This is a genomic window from Lentisphaera marina, from assembly GCF_028745505.1.
Taxonomy (GTDB): Bacteria; Verrucomicrobiota; Lentisphaeria; order Lentisphaerales; family Lentisphaeraceae; genus Lentisphaera; species Lentisphaera marina.
Genome location: NZ_JAQZZL010000001.1, coordinates 1348742 through 1367889 on the forward strand (window position 1 = coordinate 1348742; position 19148 = coordinate 1367889).

The 19148-nt window shown below is 43.4% G+C and carries 13 protein-coding genes; 4 read left to right on the top strand and 9 right to left on the bottom strand.

Going from position 1 to position 19148, the window contains the following annotated elements; all coding sequences use genetic code 11:
* The first annotated feature begins 131 nt into the window (after positions 1 to 131).
* The gene (locus tag PQO01_RS05580) at positions 132 to 1244 is read left to right on the top strand and encodes an ROK family protein (RefSeq protein ID WP_274313047.1); all 1113 of its coding nucleotides are present in this window, start codon (positions 132 to 134) and stop codon (positions 1242 to 1244) included.
* Between the two features lie 111 nt (positions 1245 to 1355).
* Here the strand turns inward: PQO01_RS05580 and PQO01_RS05585 are convergent, their stop codons facing one another.
* Positions 1356 to 1649, bottom strand: coding sequence for a hypothetical protein (locus PQO01_RS05585; RefSeq protein WP_274313048.1), 294 nt, complete (start codon positions 1647 to 1649; stop codon positions 1356 to 1358).
* Between the two features lie 70 nt (positions 1650 to 1719).
* Positions 1720 to 2751: a Gfo/Idh/MocA family protein gene (locus tag PQO01_RS05590; protein WP_274313049.1), complete on the bottom strand. Its 1032-nt coding sequence runs from the start codon at positions 2749 to 2751 to the stop codon at positions 1720 to 1722.
* Between the two features lie 124 nt (positions 2752 to 2875).
* Between PQO01_RS05590 and PQO01_RS05595 the strand changes: the two genes are divergently transcribed.
* Both PQO01_RS05595 and mnmE read left to right on the top strand, forming a co-directional pair.
* A complete protein-coding gene (locus tag PQO01_RS05595; RefSeq protein WP_274313050.1) occupies positions 2876 to 3727 on the top strand; it encodes a hypothetical protein in 852 nt (283 codons plus the stop codon).
* Between the two features lie 2 nt (positions 3728 to 3729).
* The gene (gene mnmE, locus PQO01_RS05600; RefSeq protein ID WP_274313051.1) at positions 3730 to 5088 is read left to right on the top strand and encodes a tRNA uridine-5-carboxymethylaminomethyl(34) synthesis GTPase MnmE; all 1359 of its coding nucleotides are present in this window, start codon (positions 3730 to 3732) and stop codon (positions 5086 to 5088) included.
* Positions 5089 to 5416: 328 nt separating this feature from the next.
* On the opposite strand, the gene PQO01_RS05605 is transcribed toward mnmE, so the two are convergent.
* The 6 genes from PQO01_RS05605 to PQO01_RS05630 all read right to left on the bottom strand — a co-directional run bounded on the left by PQO01_RS05605 (position 5417) and on the right by PQO01_RS05630 (position 17343).
* A complete protein-coding gene (locus PQO01_RS05605) occupies positions 5417 to 7120 on the bottom strand; it encodes a cation:proton antiporter domain-containing protein (protein WP_274313052.1) in 1704 nt (567 codons plus the stop codon).
* Between the two features lie 48 nt (positions 7121 to 7168).
* Entirely contained in the window at positions 7169 to 8815 is a 1647-nt protein-coding gene (gene ptsP / locus PQO01_RS05610) for a phosphoenolpyruvate--protein phosphotransferase (RefSeq protein WP_274313053.1), read from the bottom strand.
* Positions 8815 to 10218: a class II fumarate hydratase gene (locus PQO01_RS05615; protein WP_274313054.1), complete on the bottom strand. Its 1404-nt coding sequence runs from the start codon at positions 10216 to 10218 to the stop codon at positions 8815 to 8817. Before PQO01_RS05615 ends, ptsP begins: the two co-directional genes overlap by 1 nt.
* Positions 10215 to 12881: an aconitate hydratase AcnA gene (gene acnA, locus PQO01_RS05620; RefSeq protein ID WP_274313055.1), complete on the bottom strand. Its 2667-nt coding sequence runs from the start codon at positions 12879 to 12881 to the stop codon at positions 10215 to 10217. The genes PQO01_RS05615 and acnA overlap by 4 nt, the downstream gene beginning before the upstream one ends.
* Before the next feature lie 650 nt (positions 12882 to 13531).
* The gene (locus PQO01_RS05625) at positions 13532 to 14788 is read right to left on the bottom strand and encodes a valine--pyruvate transaminase (RefSeq protein WP_274313056.1); all 1257 of its coding nucleotides are present in this window, start codon (positions 14786 to 14788) and stop codon (positions 13532 to 13534) included.
* A gap of 131 nt (positions 14789 to 14919) precedes the next feature.
* Positions 14920 to 17343, bottom strand: a complete 2424-nt coding sequence (locus PQO01_RS05630; protein WP_274313057.1) for an InlB B-repeat-containing protein — start codon at positions 17341 to 17343, stop codon at positions 14920 to 14922.
* A gap of 160 nt (positions 17344 to 17503) precedes the next feature.
* Between PQO01_RS05630 and PQO01_RS05635 the strand changes: the two genes are divergently transcribed.
* The gene (locus PQO01_RS05635; RefSeq protein WP_274313058.1) at positions 17504 to 18250 is read left to right on the top strand and encodes a TrmH family RNA methyltransferase; all 747 of its coding nucleotides are present in this window, start codon (positions 17504 to 17506) and stop codon (positions 18248 to 18250) included.
* 1 nt (position 18251) lies between these two features.
* Here the strand turns inward: PQO01_RS05635 and PQO01_RS05640 are convergent, their stop codons facing one another.
* Positions 18252 to 19112, bottom strand: coding sequence for a hypothetical protein (locus tag PQO01_RS05640; protein WP_274313059.1), 861 nt, complete (start codon positions 19110 to 19112; stop codon positions 18252 to 18254).
* Between the last annotated feature and the right edge of the window lie 36 nt (positions 19113 to 19148).

Genomic DNA, 19148 nt, shown 5'->3' on the forward strand with positions numbered 1-19148 from the left:
ATTTTCTTCATTTATTGTGATGTTTTCGGATTTATGTACTTGATTGTGTTCATTCTTTGAATTTATAATATCTCAAACGCTATGAGTAGTGGTCTTATTGAAAAAAATATGGGGAGAAGTAAAGTTCAAGCATGAATGATTCACAGAAAAGTCTCAACCAACAAAGTGCTGCGTATTACAACAGGCAACAAGTTTTAAAGTTGTTACGTTTACATCATGGCTTAAGCCGTGTGCGTTTATCTGAGCTCACACAATTACAGAATTCGACTATGTCATATATAATCCGTGATTTTATAAATCGTGGGGTTGTTGTAGAGGGAGCGAAACTGGAAGGCGGAGCAGGGTATAAAAAACAAACATCGCTCAGAGTTAATCCGGAGCTTGGTTGGGTGATCGGTATTGTTGTTCAGAATGTATATGCTGAATTAGTTAAAGTTGACTATGCGGGGGAAATAATTGATTCCTGTAATTTTGAAGTCGACCCCGATATAACAACCTTGCCGATGTATTTGAAAAACCGCCTCGAAAATTGGTTTAAAGAAAAAGGTTGTCCGCCGGGCCCTTTAAAAGGTATTTGTTTGGGTTTGCCTGCAATTGTGGATCACAATGAGGGTTTGATCAAGAGCTCGTCTTTCTTTAATGTGCAAAACTACCCCTTGGCTGCAGAGATGCAGAGCTTATTTCCTGGTACAGAAATCATGATTGATAATGATGCGAGACAAGCTGCGATGGCTGAGTTGGTGCACAAGGATACTGTGTCGGGTGATTTTCTTTTCTACTATATGAATTATCAAAAAGTTAGTAAAGGGGTTAAACCTTGTAGCTTTAGTTCAGTGATGTTTGTCAATGGACAAATGATTAATGGTATGAATTCTTCGGCGGGAGAACTGAGTGGAGTATTGAAGCCCCATGATCCTCCATTTTTATCAGATCAAGATTGGGTAGATCTCCAGAATCCAGAAGGTGAACTCAGTCCCGCCATGATGAATCTCGGCTTATGGGTTTTGCCTTGGTTAGAAGCTCTAACCTGTTACTCGGACCCAGAATGTGTTGTTATGGGTGGTGCATTGAATTGGCAGAATAAGAAGTTATTTGCCATGATCAATGAATATTTAAGCAATAGGCTACAAGCGGTTGGTAAGGCAAGTGTTAGTGTGTGCCGAGCTAATTCGCCCGTTCAAAGCGTGGCCTATGGTGCGTCGAGTTCCCTTTTAGAGCATTTAGCCAAAGAATTGATTAATTAAATACACCTGATTTAGGGATGGACTGCGAAGTATTGTCCGTAATTATAAAGACCCTACAAATAAAAAAGGCCACTTTAAAAAAGCGGCCTTTTTCAAATTCTAAAGTTTAACTTAGAATTGTGCAATCACGTTGTTGATTTGTCCAACGAGCTTGTCAGAAGCTTTCTGCTCAAGAAGGTTGTCTTCACCGAAACGGATGTTCTTTTTGAAAACTGTAGTGATTTGATCACCATCAAACTTCTGGACAAAAAGTCTCCAAAGTTTTCTGCTTTCTGTTTCGCCATTATTACGAAGGCTTTTTTTAGCACGACGATTCACGTAGTTGAGCGTGATAGAAAGATCGCCAGTAGCGAATTTTTCTGTAATTTCAGCCCAAGTTAGTCCTGAGGGAAGTTGTTCCATCATTCTCTCCAACTTTTTTAGTTAATAATATTTGGGAGTGGCTAGTATAAAGATCTTTTCTTTATTGGCAAGTCTAATCAAGTTCTTTTTTAGTGTTAGTCAATAATTTGTGGATATTATAGGCGCTGGCAAAGTTGGGCTCCAAGGTGGTGTCGTCTTTGCGTATGGCATTGAGGAAGCTGCGCCAAATGTTGGGTACTTGAGGACATTCGATTTCGGACCATAGGCCATTTTGTCGATCTGGGCCAGTGCATATTCGTAGGGTGGCTTCACCATCTTTAATCTTAAGGGAGAGTCCTCCTTTGTCACCGTAAACTCTGAGGCGTAAAGAATTGACTTCCCCCGTGGCCCAGCGGCTCAAGTGGAAAGAGCCAAGGGCGCCGCCTTTCATTTCAGCCATAATAAGAGCTGAGTCACTGGCGTCGAGTTGAGTGTCTCCTAATCGGTTTCCAGGTACATCCTTGCGGAAGGATCTTTTACAGGCTTCAATTTTGTTGATATCTCCGGCAATAAAAGAAACGCAATCTAAAAGAGTTAAGCCAAGGTCATCAATGACGCCATGTCCACCAAATTTTTGAGTCATACGCCAAAGTAGTGATTCAGAGGTTTTCCAATTACCTAAAGTTTGCGTGCTTAACCAAGATTGCAGATAGCTGGCTTCGATATGCATCACTTTTCCTAAGCGTCCCGCTTTTACGAGGTTAGCAGCTTTGTGAACCTCTGGAATCCCACGTGTTTCATAGGAAACTAAATTAATGAGTTCCGATTCGCTGGCGAGGCGCGCAAGTTTGGCGGCGTCACGTGAGTTGTTTGTCAGGGGGCGTTCACACAAGATATGGACTTTGTGTTCAATCGCGAGTAAGCATGCGTTTAGTTGGGCATGGGGAGGCACGGCAATAATAATGGCGTCAGGTTTTTCCCGATCAAGCATATCTTCCGCATTTAAGTAAAAATTCTTTATCTTATGACGAAGGGCAAAATCTCGTGCTTTTGAGTTTGATACATCACAGCATGCACAAAGTTCAACACCTCGAATTTTTTCCAATTCATCAGCATGTAAATCGGCAATGGCTCCAGTGCCAGTTATTGCTATACGAAGGCTCATACATGAGCCTTCTTAGTCTTGACAAAGGGGGTGGTCCAGTTAAATTGAGCGAGTTTTAAAATCATAATTTATAATTGGGATCAATTTGATGAAAATTTTAAGGAAGCTTTTCCTAGTGTTTATAATGTCAGTAAGCTTTTTCGAGCTTCAGGCACAAGTTCAGTATGGTTTATCATTTGATCGTGAAAGATACCTTCAATATGAGAAAATCCAAGTAACCTTCACAGTGGTTAATAATTCGGGTACGCGTTTAACTTTTGGTGCTAATGAAAGAAGTGGTAAGTTAAAAATCCTCGTGGTTGACCCCGAAAACCGCTTAGTTCCAGCTTACGATGGCAAATTTAATCCAATGAATGGTTTGGTTTTGGCTGCTGGTGAAACGAAATCCTTAGTGATTAATATAAATGAACATTTCTCGATGACGAGATTAGGGCGCTTTAATGTATCGGCATCAATGACGCATCCGACTTTAACGGGCTTAGCATTCGAAACTCCCCAAAAATCAATATCTGTTGAGGCGGGGACGGTATTAAAGAAAAAAACATTCGGTGTGGTCGATTTAGAAGACAGTAAGCTCATTCATCCTAGGAGTTATGAAATAATTTCATTCAAGGAAAAAGAAGGCGATATAGTCTGTCTAAAAGTTTACGATAAGCAGTGGGTTTATGCTTTACTGCGCTTAGGTCCTTATGTAACTGGTGTGAAAGTTAATCATGATGTTGATACTTTTTCTAATATTCATACGATGATTCAAGTTAAACCTCGAGTCTTTATTCATATGGTTTTTTCAGATACAGGATCAATTAAGCAGTTTATTGTTTATCGAGCTACTTTTGAAAATGTTCCTATTATGGTGCGAGACTCAAAGCTAGGGACAGTGCGGATTTTTGGTGGTGAGAAGCTTACTGAGGGTGAAGATTATATCCGTATTGGGAATACTCTTGAGCTTCGTAACGTGGATCCAGATCTTAACTAAATATGGATCATGATACAATTGCCGCATTGGCAACTGCACCAGGTGGAAGTATTGCCATCATCAGAGTCTCGGGATCTGAGGCTCTTGATATAGCCTCTGAAGTATGGCAAGGAAAAACTAATTTAGAAGAAAATGAGCGCCGCTTAGTTTTGGGGCAAATGAAAGATCCCGAAACTCAAGAAATGGGTGACCAAGCCATGGCTGTGTACATGAAAGGCCCTCAGACTTATACGGGTGAAGATGTCGTTGAGTTTCAGTGCCATGGCGGTAATTTTACGGCTAAGCATACTTTGATGTGTACTCTCAAAGCGGGCGCCAGAGCCGCAGAAGCCGGTGAATTTACAAAACGTGCATTTGTCAATGGTAAGTTAGATCTTACCCAAGCAGAAGCAGTGATGGATGTTATTACTGCTGGCTCAGAGAAAGCTATGCAAGTGGCTGTTAATCAATTGAATGGTCGTTTTGGTAATGAAATCCGTGCTATGTATGATCGCCTATCAGATTTACTGGCGGAATGTGAAGTTAGGATGGATTTTGTTGAAGAAGACTTGAATTGGACTCCGCCTGAAATGATGACGCAAACTTTAAATGATGCGAGTTCATTAATGCAGACTCTTTTGGCTGGTCGTAAAGACGGAGAAGTGCTTCGCGATGGTGTGAAAGTCATTATTGGCGGTCCACCAAATGCGGGTAAGTCCAGTTTGATGAATCACATTTTGGGTAGGGAGCGTGCCATTGTTACTGATATTGCTGGAACAACTCGCGATACTTTAGAGGAGTACACCCGGATTAGAGGGATTCCTTTAAAAATAACGGATACAGCAGGTATTCGAGAGGCTGAAGACTTGGTTGAAAGAACTGGTGTCGAAAGGAGTAAGCAAGCTTTAAATGAGGCGCAGCTCATTTTGTGGTTAATGGATTTGTCTCGTCCCTTGAATGAACAGCTGCCTCCAGAAGGTTTTGAATCCGATGCACCACTCATTGTCATTTTGAATAAGAATGATATTGCCATAGAACAAGAATTACCCGACTACTTTGAAAAATTTCAGGCTTCATCTGTCAGAGTTTCAGTTAAGTCTGTAGATAATCTCGACCGTCTATATGATCTGATAGAAGAGGCGGTCTGGCAAGAAGATCATCACCATATCCCCGATGTGGCGGTGAATGCACGTCATGGTGTACTTTTAGAGCAAGCTGTTCAACAGATTGATGACTGTCAAGCTTGTTTAGATAGTGAAGCTTGGGAGTTGGTTTCCGTGCACCTTCGCGGGGCTTTAGACCCCTTAGGTGAAATTTTAGGTTTGACTCTGATGCCGGATATTTTACACACTATATTTGGGCGTTACTGCATCGGTAAATAGATTGTAGACCACAAGTATTTCACATTAAGTTAGTTACAAATGACACCCTAAGCAATTCCTCATGTTTTGAGGGGGTAGGAACCATCGGGGTGTTTTGTTTTTGCCTTAAGCCTCCTATCTAGGTTCAGATAAGCTCAGCTGCGAATTATTGAAAAATCGGCCGCAATCAGGTAATACTGTAAGGATACCGGGTATCCAGGTGAAGAACGATACTTCAGACTGGTTTGAGCCCGGCCCGGTCCGTGATCTGACAATACGTGGCAATGTTTTCGAGTCATCGAAACCAGAAGTATCGAGTATCGACACACGAAAACAAGATTCATAGCCACTAGTGGCTGTTAAGGAAAGCGATAAATTCATCGTTTGTCTTACATTTCAGAAATTTGTTTGTAATCTCTTGATTCCTAAAAATAGTCGCAACTTGTGCAATAATTTCCAGCTGGGCCTGAGGGTCATCCGCTGGTGTCAAAATCAAAAATATCACTTTTGACAATGATTGATCAAGTGAGAAGAAATCGACCCCATCATGACAGATTCCCAAAACAACTTTCGCCTCTTTAAGTCCCTTCACGCGGCAGTGGGGTATAGCAACTCCATTATCCAGTCCGGTACTGTCAAGCTGCTCCCGTGCAAGTACAAGTTCAATAATATCTTCCTTGCTGTAGGGGAGTGTTAAAACTGCTTTAGAAGACAAGAAGCGAATAAGCTCATCTCTTTCTCCGGCGGGTACTGCAGCTTCTATCATATCGCGCCGCAGCAGTTTTTTTAATTGCAGCGGGGAGCGACGCTTAAGGATTTTTTGTACCAGGGCGCCACTTGTCATTGAAGTCAACAGTGCCAACACTACCAGAGCCACGAACAGGCTCTCATTAATTAATCCTGTCTGATAGGCTATCAAACCTAAAATGATTTCCATTACCCCTCGCGCATTCATCGCACAACCGATGGCCAGGCTCTCGCGGTTGCCCATGCCCGCCAATTTACCTCCGGCCCAACTACCGGCAATTTTTCCGACTGTTCCAATAGCAAGGACAATCAACACCACACCGAAATCGAAACTGTTAATGAAATTGACCTCGAGTCCGATTGATGCAAAAAAGATCGGTGTGATGATAAAGGAAATAAAGGATTCCAGCGTATACAGAGTTTTTTTGCGTATATGCGGACATTGTCCTACTGTAACACCGAAAATAAAGGTTCCGAAGATTGCGTGTATGCCAAGCCATTCTGTAAAAGCGGCACAGAGTAACCCACCCACGATGATAAAATTCAATGTTCCTGCAGGCCAGGAAAGGTGCGCCTGGATCCAGGAAAAAATTTTCTCGATTAATTTAGTGCCTACGGTGAACATGAAGGCCATAAACAACACAGTAATAAGCAGAATAAAGCCTATCCCATGGTTTGACCCTGAGGCTCCGATCATCCCCAGAACGATGGCAAAAATCAACCAGCCTATTAAGTCATTGACAATCGCACCAGTGAGTACGGTTACTCCCAGATGTGATTTAATCAGTTTCAAATCCATCAGAATCCGGGCAATCACCGGCAAGGCAGAAATGGACAGTGCAGTAGCAAAAAAAAGGGCAAAAGCCATTTTGTGTGATACCTGGCTATGGCCAATTAAGTGTGGTGCCCCAAAAGCTACCGCAAGTCCAAGGCAAAAAGGCAATAACATCCCGCCAAGGCTGATTGAGAGGGCTGTTTTTCCCTGTTTCCATACTGAGCGCAAATCAATCTCCATGCCTGCCAAAAGAAGAAAGAGTGCAATCGCCAGCGAAGAGATGAACTGTAGACCTGTATGTACTGGTCCGTCAGTTGGAAACAAAGTTTGTTGAAGTGCTGGTGAAATCTGGCCAAAAACACTCGGTCCTAAAACTATACCTGCCAATATTTCTCCAATAATTGGCGGCTGTTTAAATTTTTCCGCCAATTCCCCCAGAGCTCTGGCCATGCCAATCAAGATGGCAAGCGACAGAAAGAAAATGATCATGTCCCCGTGTTTAAAAGTACTTGATACAATTAAAGCTATCATTATCTATCTCCCGGGCAGGCAAGTTGCTATACTTGAATGTCTCACCGTTTATCCATGGCTGGCCGTCAATGATAGTTTGCGGATAGCCTCCTTAATTAAGGGGATCAAAGGTGTCGCGACACTAAGGCTGGTGATGCCGCATTGTAAAACTCTGGCGATTTGTTCTGGTCGGCCTGCCAATTCGCCGCAGAGTGACAAGGGCATGTGGGGCAGGTCTTCATGAGTCATTTTCAGCAGTCTGAATATAGCGTCAGCACTATCGTCAAAATACTGATCTACCATTACATTTTCACGATCGGCGGCAAAAACATATTGCGTCAGATCATTGGTGCCAAAACTCATAAAATCGACGTATTCAGAAATTGATACCGCCTGTAAAGCCGCGGCGGGTGTTTCTATCATTGCACCAAGCTTGGGTATCTTAAGGACTTGTAATTCCGCGGCTAATTTATGCAAAGTCTCCTTTACTCTAAGAGCGTCATCAGCCACTGTTACCATGGGTATAAGAATGCGAACATCAAACTCCAGAGACAGCAAAAGTAAAGCTCGCAGCTGTGTTTCAAGAAGTTTTGGATAGCGTAGCAGATAACGAATACCCCGTTGTCCGAGAGCTGGATTGATTTCAACCAGGAAGTCCATGAAGGGGATTTGTTTGTCGGCACCGACATCCAGAAGACGGATGTACACATGCTTGTTATTAAATACTTTGATAATATCTTTTATTTGCTGGAAGAGTTCCTGACTGTCCGGGGCTGTTTTACGTGCCATGTAGAGCATCTCCATACGGAATAGGCCGATGCCATCGGCACCGTTGCGTATAGCTTGTCTGCTGTCTGTTAAACAACTGGTGTTGGCATGGACGTTGATTCTTACACCATCTTTAGTTAGGGCAGGGCCTCTGGCCTCTTCACGAGCCCGACTAAGAGATTGTTCTTTGATTCTCACTTTCTTGCGGAAGGCGACTTTGTCTTCTTCCGCGGGGCAAAAAGTTACATTGCCGCAATCACTGTCGACCAAAGCCCAAGAGGTTGATTTTACTGATTTTAACAGGTCAGGAATTCCTGCAATGCAAGGCAAAGCCATTTCGCGGGCAAATAGTGCGGCATGTGAAGCACTACTGCCATGCTCAAGGAGGATTGCCAAGGAGGAACGTTCGGCGAGAAATATCGTGTCAGAGGGCATCAGACGAGAGGTGACCAGAATACAGTTCCGCGGCACCTCTTCCAGAGGATGGAGAGTTATGCCGGCGAGGGCATTCTGCAGGCGATTGGAAAGCTCGTGAATATCATCGCCTTTATCTCTGGCAATCTGGGATTCCATCAACAGGAAACGCTGCTCCCAGCGCAGCATGACAACCTTAACGGCACTGCTGGCGTTGATCAGGTTAAGGGATATTTCCTTCCTCAATTCCTTTCTCAGGTAGGAGTCGTTGATGATCATTTGATGAGCGACAAACACTTCGGCGAGTTTTGAGTCAATTTCCTCTTCGACTTTAGCGGCTAAAAGCTCCAGATCATCTGAAATTTTCAAAGTCGCTTTATCAAGATTAAAGTATTCTTCGTCTATCTGTTTTGTCTCTATGTTGACGGGTAAATCAGTCAGTCCGCTTAAGTGTTTGTAAAGATATACGGGGCCCTCGGCCAAACCGGGGGAGAGACTTGTTCCATGAAGAACTCTTCGTTGCTCAGTAGACATTAGAGTTCTCCGTACTGATTATGTGCGGCAAGCCCTTTCATGGCGTCTGCAATTAATTGTTGCCACTCATACGGTGAGCACACATTAAGTTTAACAGCAGCCTCGGCTAAAGTAATATCTGCCGCCAAAGCGGCCTTGACGATTTCTGCGGCCTGGTCATAACCGATTTTCGGCGCCAGCAAGGTGATCGCTGATAAATTCATTTTCACATTTTTAGCAATTTGACTTTCATTCAAGCTTAGACCTCTGACGCAATGAGTGGCAAAAGAATCCATTGCATCAGTTAAAAGGGCGATTGATTCCAGTAGATTATGGATGATAAGGGGCCGATATGTATTGAGCTGAAGCTGGCCTTGAGAAGCACCGAGAGAAATACTTAAGTCATTACCGAAAACCTGAAGGCAAACCATACTTAAAGCTTCGCATTGGGTTGGATTGACTTTGCCCGGCATTATAGAGCTTCCCGCTTCATTGGCCGATAAACGCCATTCATTGAAACCGCAGCGCGGGCCACTGCCCAAAAGTCGAAAATCATTGGCCATTTTCAATAAAGCAGCGGCAAGTTGTTTGACGGCTCCGCTATGGCGTAGAAGTACATCCTCTCCACAAACCGCGGCGAATAAATTATCCTGAAGCTTAAAGGGCAGCGTATAAGACTCGGACAGGCGGCGGCAAACCATTGTACCGAAACCGGCTGGAGCATTAGCTCCATTGCCGACGGCTGTACCGCCTATTGCTAGGAAATAAACCTCTTTGAGGCTGTCATTGAGTGCCTTTTGGGCATAGCTCAATTGAGCGCGATGGGCCGAAATGATATCGCCCATCGTTAAGGGCAGGGCATCCATCAAATGGGTGCGTCCGACCGTGAGAATCTCTTTAAAATCTTCTTGCTTAGCGGCCAGTTCTTGATCAAGATGAGTGAGGTTTTTGAATAATTTCTGCTGCGTCATTTCTGCTACGCTGATATGCATGGCAGTAGGGAAAACATCATTGGATGACTGGCTCATATTGACATGGTCATTGGCGTGAATCAACAAGTCACAATGCTTAGCGAGCAGCATATTATTAGCCAGAGTACAGATGACCTCGTTGACATTCATATTTGTCTGAGTGCCGGAACCGGTTTGCCAGACGCTTAGAGGGAACTGCTCTGAGTATGCCCCCTCCAGAATATCATTACAGCTATTCACGATTGCTTCAGCACACTCGCTATCGAGCAACTGACAAGACTCGTTTACTTCAGCGCAGGCACGTTTGATGCTCACCAGGGCTTTAATGAAGCAAGCGGGAAAAACCTGAGGTCCAATGCGGAAATGCTCTAAACAAAGCTGGGTTTGTGTACCCCACAGCTTATCGGGGTTTTGGCGAAAGCTTTCCTCTTTATGCGGATTCTTTTTTTTCACTGCTTTTCTCCTTTAGAGAGCGACATGAACTGCCCAGCGACATAGGCCAGGACACCGCCGGCATTGAAGTACTCTAATTCGCGACTGTTGTCTATCCTTGCGGTGACCGCGATTTTTTTGATTAGGGTTGTTCCCTGTGCAAGAGTAAGCTCCAATTGCTGTGCTGGCTGCAATTGATCCCAGTTAATAGACACAGTTTCGCTTCCGCAAAGTTGTAGATCCTTCAGGCAAAGAGAGTTTAATTCCAGTGGTAAAATCCCCATGCCTACCAGGTTGCTGCGATGAATACGCTCGAACGATTCAGCTATGACTGCTTTTACATTCAATAATAGCGGCCCCTTAGCGGCCCAATCCCGGCTTGAGCCGGTGCCATATTCTTTGCCCGCAAAGATAACAAGAGCAGTGTTTTCCTGTAAGTATTTTTTACTCGCTTCATAAATGGGCATGACAGATGAACAGCCTTTCTGATCGTAAAAACAGGTCAATCCTCCTTCCCGCGGAGAGGCGATTAAATTTTTAATGCGTTTGTTGTCGAAAGTGCCGCGCTTCATGACCTGATGATTACCGCGGCGGGCTCCGTAACTATTAAAATCCAGCCACTCAACTCCCTTGTCGAGCAAATAGCGCCCAGCCGGGCTTTGAGTACTGATTCTTCCTGCCGGCGAAATATGGTCCGTAGTGATGGAGTGTCCAAGTACTGCGAGAATTCTAGCGCCTTCAAGTGGGCCTTGAGGTGGCGCTCTATCAAAAAATGGTGGTCTCTGAATGTAGGTTGAAGAGTCCTTCCACTTGTAAAGTAAAGAGCTGTCTAGCTGCATAGCTTCCCAGGCTTCGTCACCCTTGAAAATATTTTGGTAAGACAGTTGATAATTTTTTTGTGTGACATGCAAGAGAGCCTCCTCTACCATCTCGGCTGAGGGCCAGAGATCCTTTAAAAAAACCTCTCGGCCGTTCAGGTCTTTGCTAAGTGGATCTTTGTTCAAGTCGATACGGGTGTGTCCTGCTAAAGCGAAGGCCACCACCAGCGGCGGCGATGCCAGCCAATTGAGTCGAACCGATGAATGTATGCGGCCTTCAAAATTCCGGTTACCCGACAGCACTGCGGAAACACATAGTGTCCTGTCAAGAATCTGCTCTTCAAGGTCACCGTTCAAGGGCCCTGAATTACCGATGCAGGTGGTACAGCCAAAGCCTATGCGCTGAAACCCCAGTTGATCCAAATAGTCCTGCAGCCCCGAATTGTCTAGGTATCGCGCCACCGCCTGGGATCCTGGTGCCAGAGAAGTCTTGACATGAGCTTTAACCCTTAAACCTCTTTCAACCGCAGCTTTGGCGAGTAAGCCGGCCATTAACATGACATTGGGATTAGAGGTGTTGGTGCATGACGTGATGGCGGCAATAACCACGTCTCCATCAAGGATTTCTGATTTAGAAGACTGCTCATCTAGTGAGCAATGTGGATTTTGTTCTTTTATTTCTGCAATAGTTTTACTTTTAATGGCACTCAGTGCGAGGCGGTCCTGGGGACGCTTGGGCCCCGCAACGGAAGGCTCTATTTGCGCCAGATCAACTTGAAGTGTTTCAGGGTAATCCGGAACCTGTGAGTTGGAGTCATAAAACAATTCTTGTGCCTTGCAATAGATTGAGACCCGTTCAATCAGCTCTGCCGGCCGGTCGGTTAATTTTAAATACTCCAAAACTTTATCATCAATCGGGAAGAGACCACAGGTCGCTCCATATTCGGGGGCCATATTAGCTATAGTGGCCCGGTCAGCAACACTAAGGGAGGATATTCCGGAACCGTAAAATTCTACATACTTGCCAACCACGCCGTAATACCTCAGCCGTTCTGTAATGGTCAAAACGAGATCAGTGGCCGTTGTGCCCGGAGGCAATTTATTTTGCAGTTCAACACCAATGATTTCGGGTAAGTTTAAACTCAGTGGCTGGCCGAGCATCGCGGCTTCCGCTTCTATGCCACCCACACCCCAGCCGAGCACTCCCAGTCCATTGACCATTGTTGTATGGCTATCTGTTCCAACCAGTGTATCCGGAACGAGGACGCCGTCGAGTTCGCTCACCACTTGAGAAAAATATTCAAGATTAAGTTGGTGGCAAATGCCTTTGCCCGGCGGGACAATCGTGAGATTTTTAAAAGATTTCTGAGCCCATTTCAAGAACTGATAACGCTCATTATTGCGGCTCATTTCAATTCGGCGATTATAAGCCGAGGCTGAGGAGGCCCCGGCCCTTTCAACAATTACTGAGTGATCGATCACCAGGTCAACAGGACAACACGGATTTATTACCTGTGGGTCGCCTCCCGCTTCAGCAATGGTGTCGCGCATCGCCGCTAAATCCGCTATCGCCGGTACACCTGTATAATCCTGCAAGAGAACCCGGGCAGGGTAATAAGGGAAGGCGGTTATATTATGAGACTTACTCTTTGAGCTCAGGGCCTTGATGATTTTCGGGGCCTCAGCGTCATAGTTCCTGAGTACATTTTCCAGAAAGATACGTAACACGAGGGGTTGTGCAGCAAGGTGAAACTGGAAGTCAGCAGCGAGCTTTTTAAGCGAAAAATAACTAAACGTCCCTTGATCAATTGTAAGTTTATCGCAGTATCGTCTATTCCAGGCTTTGGCAGTTACAGGGTATTTCATCTTTCAATCCTCCAGGGATTGAAGAAGCAATAGAAACGGCGAGTATATACCGGAGAATACCGAAGATGCTGCCTTTTTGCCCAGCCTATAAAAATTGAGATATCTATAAGGCCAAGCGTTAGTCTCTTATTAAGTCTTGTTAACCATAATATACACCGTGGTTATTTGAAAGATAGGGTAGCTCTCTAATCATTTGCTCATGGGCGTTCGACCCTTCATGGAAAAACTTGCACAGGAAATAATGAAGGACACTCTTCAGGCTGTCCCATACAGGCTTATTTGCCCTGATAGACCGAAATGATTTTAAGCTGTACAGGCTTTGTGCCGATAGCTACCTAAAAGTGGTGATCACTCTCAAAAACGTATACAGCCACCCGAAATTTGATCAATTCCTTTTACCTCTCGGTAAAAATACTGAAGCCTTTGAAGCTCTTAAAATATTCAAAAGGTCAATATTAAACACAGGTGGGGAAATGAATAGTAAGTAGCCTGCCCAAGTAGTAAAGTACCCCAAAAAGTGTATCAATATCAGGAAGGTTGCTGGGGTACTTTGGTATGATATCATGCGGTGATATCCGGTGCTTTCTGAGCTCAAAAAGGAGTGCAAGCACGAAAAAATCATCTTCGCCCGCTACTGCATCGGCAAGTAATTAAGAGTAGAGTGCGTTAATCTCGTCGGCGATAATTTTGATGCCCGCTTCAACTTGGGTGCTTTCACTCGAATAAGTCATTCGAATACATTCATGCTGATGTGGCCAATCCTTCTCGTCTAAGCCTGGGAAAAAATGATGGCCAGAGACAACTAAAACATTCTTGTCTTTTAGACGTTCATAGAGTTCTTGTGAAGTTATGGGCAGGTTTTCGAACCATAGCCACAGGAACATAGCTCCCTCAGCTTTGTGTATATGCCAAGAGATATCCTCTTTGAGGTGTTGGTGAAGAAGCTTGATCGCTCTGCGTGCCTTTTCGTAGTAATAGGGCTGGATAACTTCTTGGCTCAGTTTAATGATGTTTTGGCTTTCAACTAGATCTAGGGCTAATTCGGCGCCAAAACTTCCTGGCGCGAGGCTCATGACAGAATTCATTGAGGCAAGTGTGGAGATGACTTTTTCATTGGCAATGACAATGCCAGTTCTAGTTCCTGGCATACCAAGTTTTGATAAGCTGAGGCACATGATTAATGAATCATTCCAGCGAGATTCTATATCAGTGAAAATGATGCCTGGGAAAGGGGCGCCATAGGCATTATCAATAATCAGAGGGATGTCGTTTTTGCGAGCAATTTCCTCGAGCTGAATGATTTCATCGTCAGTAATGACATTGCCAGTGGGGTTAGTTGGGCGTGAAACACAAATGGCGGCAATGCTATCATCAATATCCAAGGCATCGAAATCTACATGGTATTTAAAGGTGTGCTGATCAATATGTTCAATTTTTGCTTTTCGCGATGTGAATACATCATCTTCAATAGAAGAGTCGCCGTAGCCAATGTACTCTGGAGTTAAGGGAAAAAGGATTTTTTTGACTTTGCCATTTTCATCGCTACCACCAAAGATATTGAAGAGTGAGAAGAAGGCACTTTGGCTTCCGGATGTTAAAGCAATATTGTTTTCGTTTATGCCCCAATCATAGCTGTCGTTGAGAAGTTTGGCGAGAGCTTTACGAAATCGCAAGTTTCCCTTTGGGCCATCGTAATCTCCGAGCATGGTTTCAAATTCGCGATCTGAGTCTAGAAGTGATTGCATACTTTGACGTAAATATTTTTGCACTTCGGGTATGTGGCTCGGATTTCCGCCGCCCATCATGATCATATCTTTATTTTCGCTGAGTGCTTTACCTAATTCATTCATCAGCTCAACGATGCCAATATTTGATGAGAATTTGTTGCCTATGCGGGAGAATTTCATACTTTGTTTATTCTTGAGAAGTTAAAAACTATAAAGTAGGACACTTAATTGAGTGATCAAATAAGTGTCATAAGTTTAATCAACAAAAAAGGCCGATCAATGATCGGCCTTTAAAGTCTTAGGACACTTGCTTACTTTTTGTTAAAAGTCCAAGTTACAGTACTAATTTTACCTTGACCTAATTGGTTCATGCTACCGATGTGAGAAATCTCGAGGTAATCGATGCTTTCCTCAGGTGAGGTAACTTGGAAGTTAGTATTTTGTTCACAAACTTCTTCGCCAGGTGTGACAAGGGCGTTTGCTGTGATGCTGTAAGTTGGGTAGTCCATGTGGAGCTCAGCAGTGTGTGAGCCGATTTTCCAGCTGTCATCACTTGGTCCTGGAACAGTGAATGTGAATGATTCTTCTTGTTCTACAGGCTCAGCTAGTTCACCATTGAAAAGGACATAACCAGTAGGGTGCATGTCAGCAAAGATACTTTTACCAAGTGTTACTGTAGTAGGACGAGCAAATTCAGTGAAAGTAGCTGGACCAACGCTAAAGTTGTGGTTCACTTTGCCTTCTTGGGGAAGGAGTTTAGAAGCAACAATGAGTTGGTTGTTTTTAACTTCAAAAGTTCTTTCAATTGCACATCCAAATTCTGCGCTAGAGCGACTAGTGAGGATAACTTTACCTAAAGAGGCTGTAAGTTCTGCAGCAGGAGCGCCATCAAATTCATATGCCGGTGGGAATTCTCTTTTGAGAAGCATGTGATTGAGTTCTACTGGAGCAACCCATACGCGAGATCCGCCTACGTCGTTCCATTGCTTGACTGCATCTACACGTGAGAAGCTTTGGCCTGCGAGGTCTTCGTCGAGCCAAAGAGTGTTCTCTTTACCGCCAGGAGCACCCATGTAAACAACTCTGCCGACATCAGGTGAGATGATGATTTCTAGTTCTTTACTCGCCATACGGATGCAGTTTTTCCATCCCATGTATTCAGTGAAGTCGATTTTGGCATGACCTTTATCGAGCATGTCTGGAGCTTCAGTGTGAGTAAGAGCAATTTTGTCGTGTTCTTGGATCTGTTCTTTAAGAGGAGCTACATCTAAAACATTACGTTCAGCTGGGCTGTTGTAGGTTGTGCCAGGGATATTGTTCTTAGCTTTTTGGTGTGAGTAGTACTCATTTTTAGACTCAGAGATTACTTCGCCTTCATTACTTTTGATCGTAAGAGTATTAGGCTTAGGATTGAAGTCTGCGATAACTGTTTTTGGTTTATCAGCAATTATATCAACTTCGCTATCTTCGACATTAGCAGTTTGTATATCACCAGCCCAGAAGAAGCTTTCACCATCTTTGACTGGGACTGAAATGTTGTCGACGGAATCGCCTTTGTTTAACCAGTAAGTGCCAAGAAGTTCTTGGCCATTAGTAGATTTTTTAATGACTTTCACCAGGACTTGCTCTACCCAGTTAACTGTAACTTCTTTGTCAGAGTCAACAGTTAGTGTGCCAGTAGCAGGTACGGCAATGAAGCGAGTGCCTTTAATGTCTTCAGTAGGTGAGCTTACAGACCATGTAACTTCTGATCCACGGGCATGTAAGCCAGCGCCAGTAATTTCACCATGATCACTAGTGATAGCGAGGTTAAATTCTTTCTTAAGGAAAATAGCTTTAGCATTCACTGTTCCATCAACACTGATAGTTACAGGGTTAGTTTGAGCTAGTTCTTCAGTGATGCCTTCCCATTTGACGAATTCATATTGGTCATCTTTAGGAGTCGCCATGAGAGTGATTTCTTCGCCGTGTTTTAACCAACCAGCGGGTGATTCAACACTACCGTTACCATTTGAAGTACTCTGAACGAGGAATTCATGCTCCCATTCGAGCTTAATGTTGTGGTTGTCGTTAAGAACAGCAGAACCATTCTTTTCACGTGCGACCATACGCTCGCTTTCGCTGAGGGCTACAGGTGAATCAACTGACCATGCAACTTTCGATCCGCGTTCATAAGTACCAGAACCTACTGGTTTACCAAATTTACTATCGATCTGGAACTGTACGTTATTAGAAAGGAATGCTGCGGCAATATTTCTAGGGCGGTCCATTTTTACTGTAATCGTGTCGCCAGTTAATTCTGCGCCTTCGATGTCGCCGACCCATTCATGGAAAGTGGCGTTGTCATCGTTGTTGGCTTTGATTGTAACTGTGTCGCCAACTTTTACCCATTTATTCTTGATTGAAACAGAACCAAAACCCTCGGGGTTTTCGGCTTTGACATGAAGGGCAAATTGCTTTTCGTATTGAAGATTGATCTCTCTACTATTAGTCATGTCCATTTCTACTGCGACATCTGGCTTAATGTGTCTAACGATAGCAGGGTTCTTTTCCCATCCTTCGCCGTAGCGAGCTGTTCTTTGCTCAGGAGTCAAGAAATTGACATCTCTCACATCATAGACTTTAGTTTTTGGTATAGCCGCGTTTTCAGCTTCTTTATCTTTTTCAGCATTATTACTTTGGCAGGCACTTAGAGCTACAGCCACTAAAGCAGAAGTAAATGTACGTTTTATCATCGAGTTACTACTCCACAGAGTTCATTGTTGACACGTTTATTTGATACAAATTGTATTTCATATGACTAAAAATTTACCTGTGTGAGTATAAAATGCTATCTCTTTGTAAAAAAATCCCTAGCAGTATTGTCATTTTTTTCACTTAGATGTATGATTTTGCATGAATAGTTCCCTTCCACGCAAAATTAGACAAGAGTTTACGAAATTAAAAACTCGTGGAGGTCGACGTAAGTCTGAGTATTTTTTATGCGAAGGAAAACGTTGCTGTGAAGAAGCTTTAAAGTATTCCCCTGAATTGATCGCATATTGTGTAGTCGATTGTGAGAGTCACCTCACTGATAGTATTGAACATGAGTATGTTTTAACAAGTAGTGAATTAGCGGAACTCAGTCTGACAGAAAATCCTCAAGGGATTTTGATGCTGATGAAACGCCCTCCCAAATTAGAATCAGTTGATGAGCTCAAGCCTTTTGTCCTAGTGTTGGATGGAGTAGCAGAGCCGGGTAATATGGGAACAATACTGCGAACTGCATTGGCAGTAGGTCTAAAAAAAGTCGTTTTAACCGCAGGTACAGTAGATCCCTACAATGCAAAAGCGGTTAGATCGGGAATGGGAGCGCAGTTTCGCCTGCAGTTTATTTACATTAATAGTTTAGCGGATTTAGCAAGTGATTATCCAGAAAATAACTTTTGGTTAACAAGTCCACGCGCCGAAACTTCTATATATAGTAAAGAATTTGATCTCGCAGAAAGTTTTTTAGTTTTTGGCGAAGAAGGTGATGGGATTCAAGATTTTTCTGTTGGTGATCGAGTAAATATCCCGATGCCAGGAGATACGGAATCTCTGAATGTTGCGCAAGCAGCAACACTCTTTTTGTTTGAAGGTGTTCGTCGTAACTTAGTGTAAGTTATTTTTTGTCTTCGCGTTTAGCTTCTTCGAGGAGTTTGACAACTTCATCATCTTTTACTTGAGCAGAGATTTTTAATGTCATTGAATCCTGTTCAAACTTAATGCTTTTTCTCATTTCATTTGGCAGGCTCGTGAAGCCCAAGAGTGTTCGTAGCATGTTTTCAGAGCTCTTAAGAGCTTGGAGGTTGAGAAATTGTCCTTCTACATTGAGTCCTAGAGAGTCTGTATATGAAGCCTTGCCCGAAAGCTGTTTAATGTCTTTGAGTTGTGGAGGAAGTAAGTCGCTTTGTTGGATGAGTAATGATAAAGGTAGGGAGAAATCTACCATTTTAGTTATGGGCGCAGGGGTGGTAGTTTTAATACTCAGCGCACTTAATAGTTCGTGCTGTTGACCAATTACCAGTATTTTTGGACTTACTTGTGCACAGAAGCGGCTTTCGTCTTTGCGGGATAATCGGTAAACATTATTGTTTTCAAAGAGCAATCTTTCGCCATTGTATTTTGGTGATTTGTCTTTTAGAAAGGTGTTGAAATTTTGCTCAAATTCACAAGCTTCTTTAAGGGTGATTATGTAAAGTTCATTACTGTTGAGACAGACAGTGATATTTGCGAATTGCGCAAAGGAGAGTTTGAGTTCGTTCAGAATTTTGAATTCTTTGTTTTTTCCTAGTTTTTCATGGAGGAAATCTTTGATTCCCTTGGTGTATTCAATGCTCTCTAGATTGAAGTTGATGATGCCAAAAGTATCTGTCGAGATGAAATCTGTGGGTTCAATATTTTTTGCTGTCGTTTGTGTGTCGCTTGGTTTACACGAAAAGAAGAGCAGGGATGCAATGATAAAGAGTGATAGTTTTTTCATAGTATTAATATATTTTTTAAAATCCTTGCCAAGCTA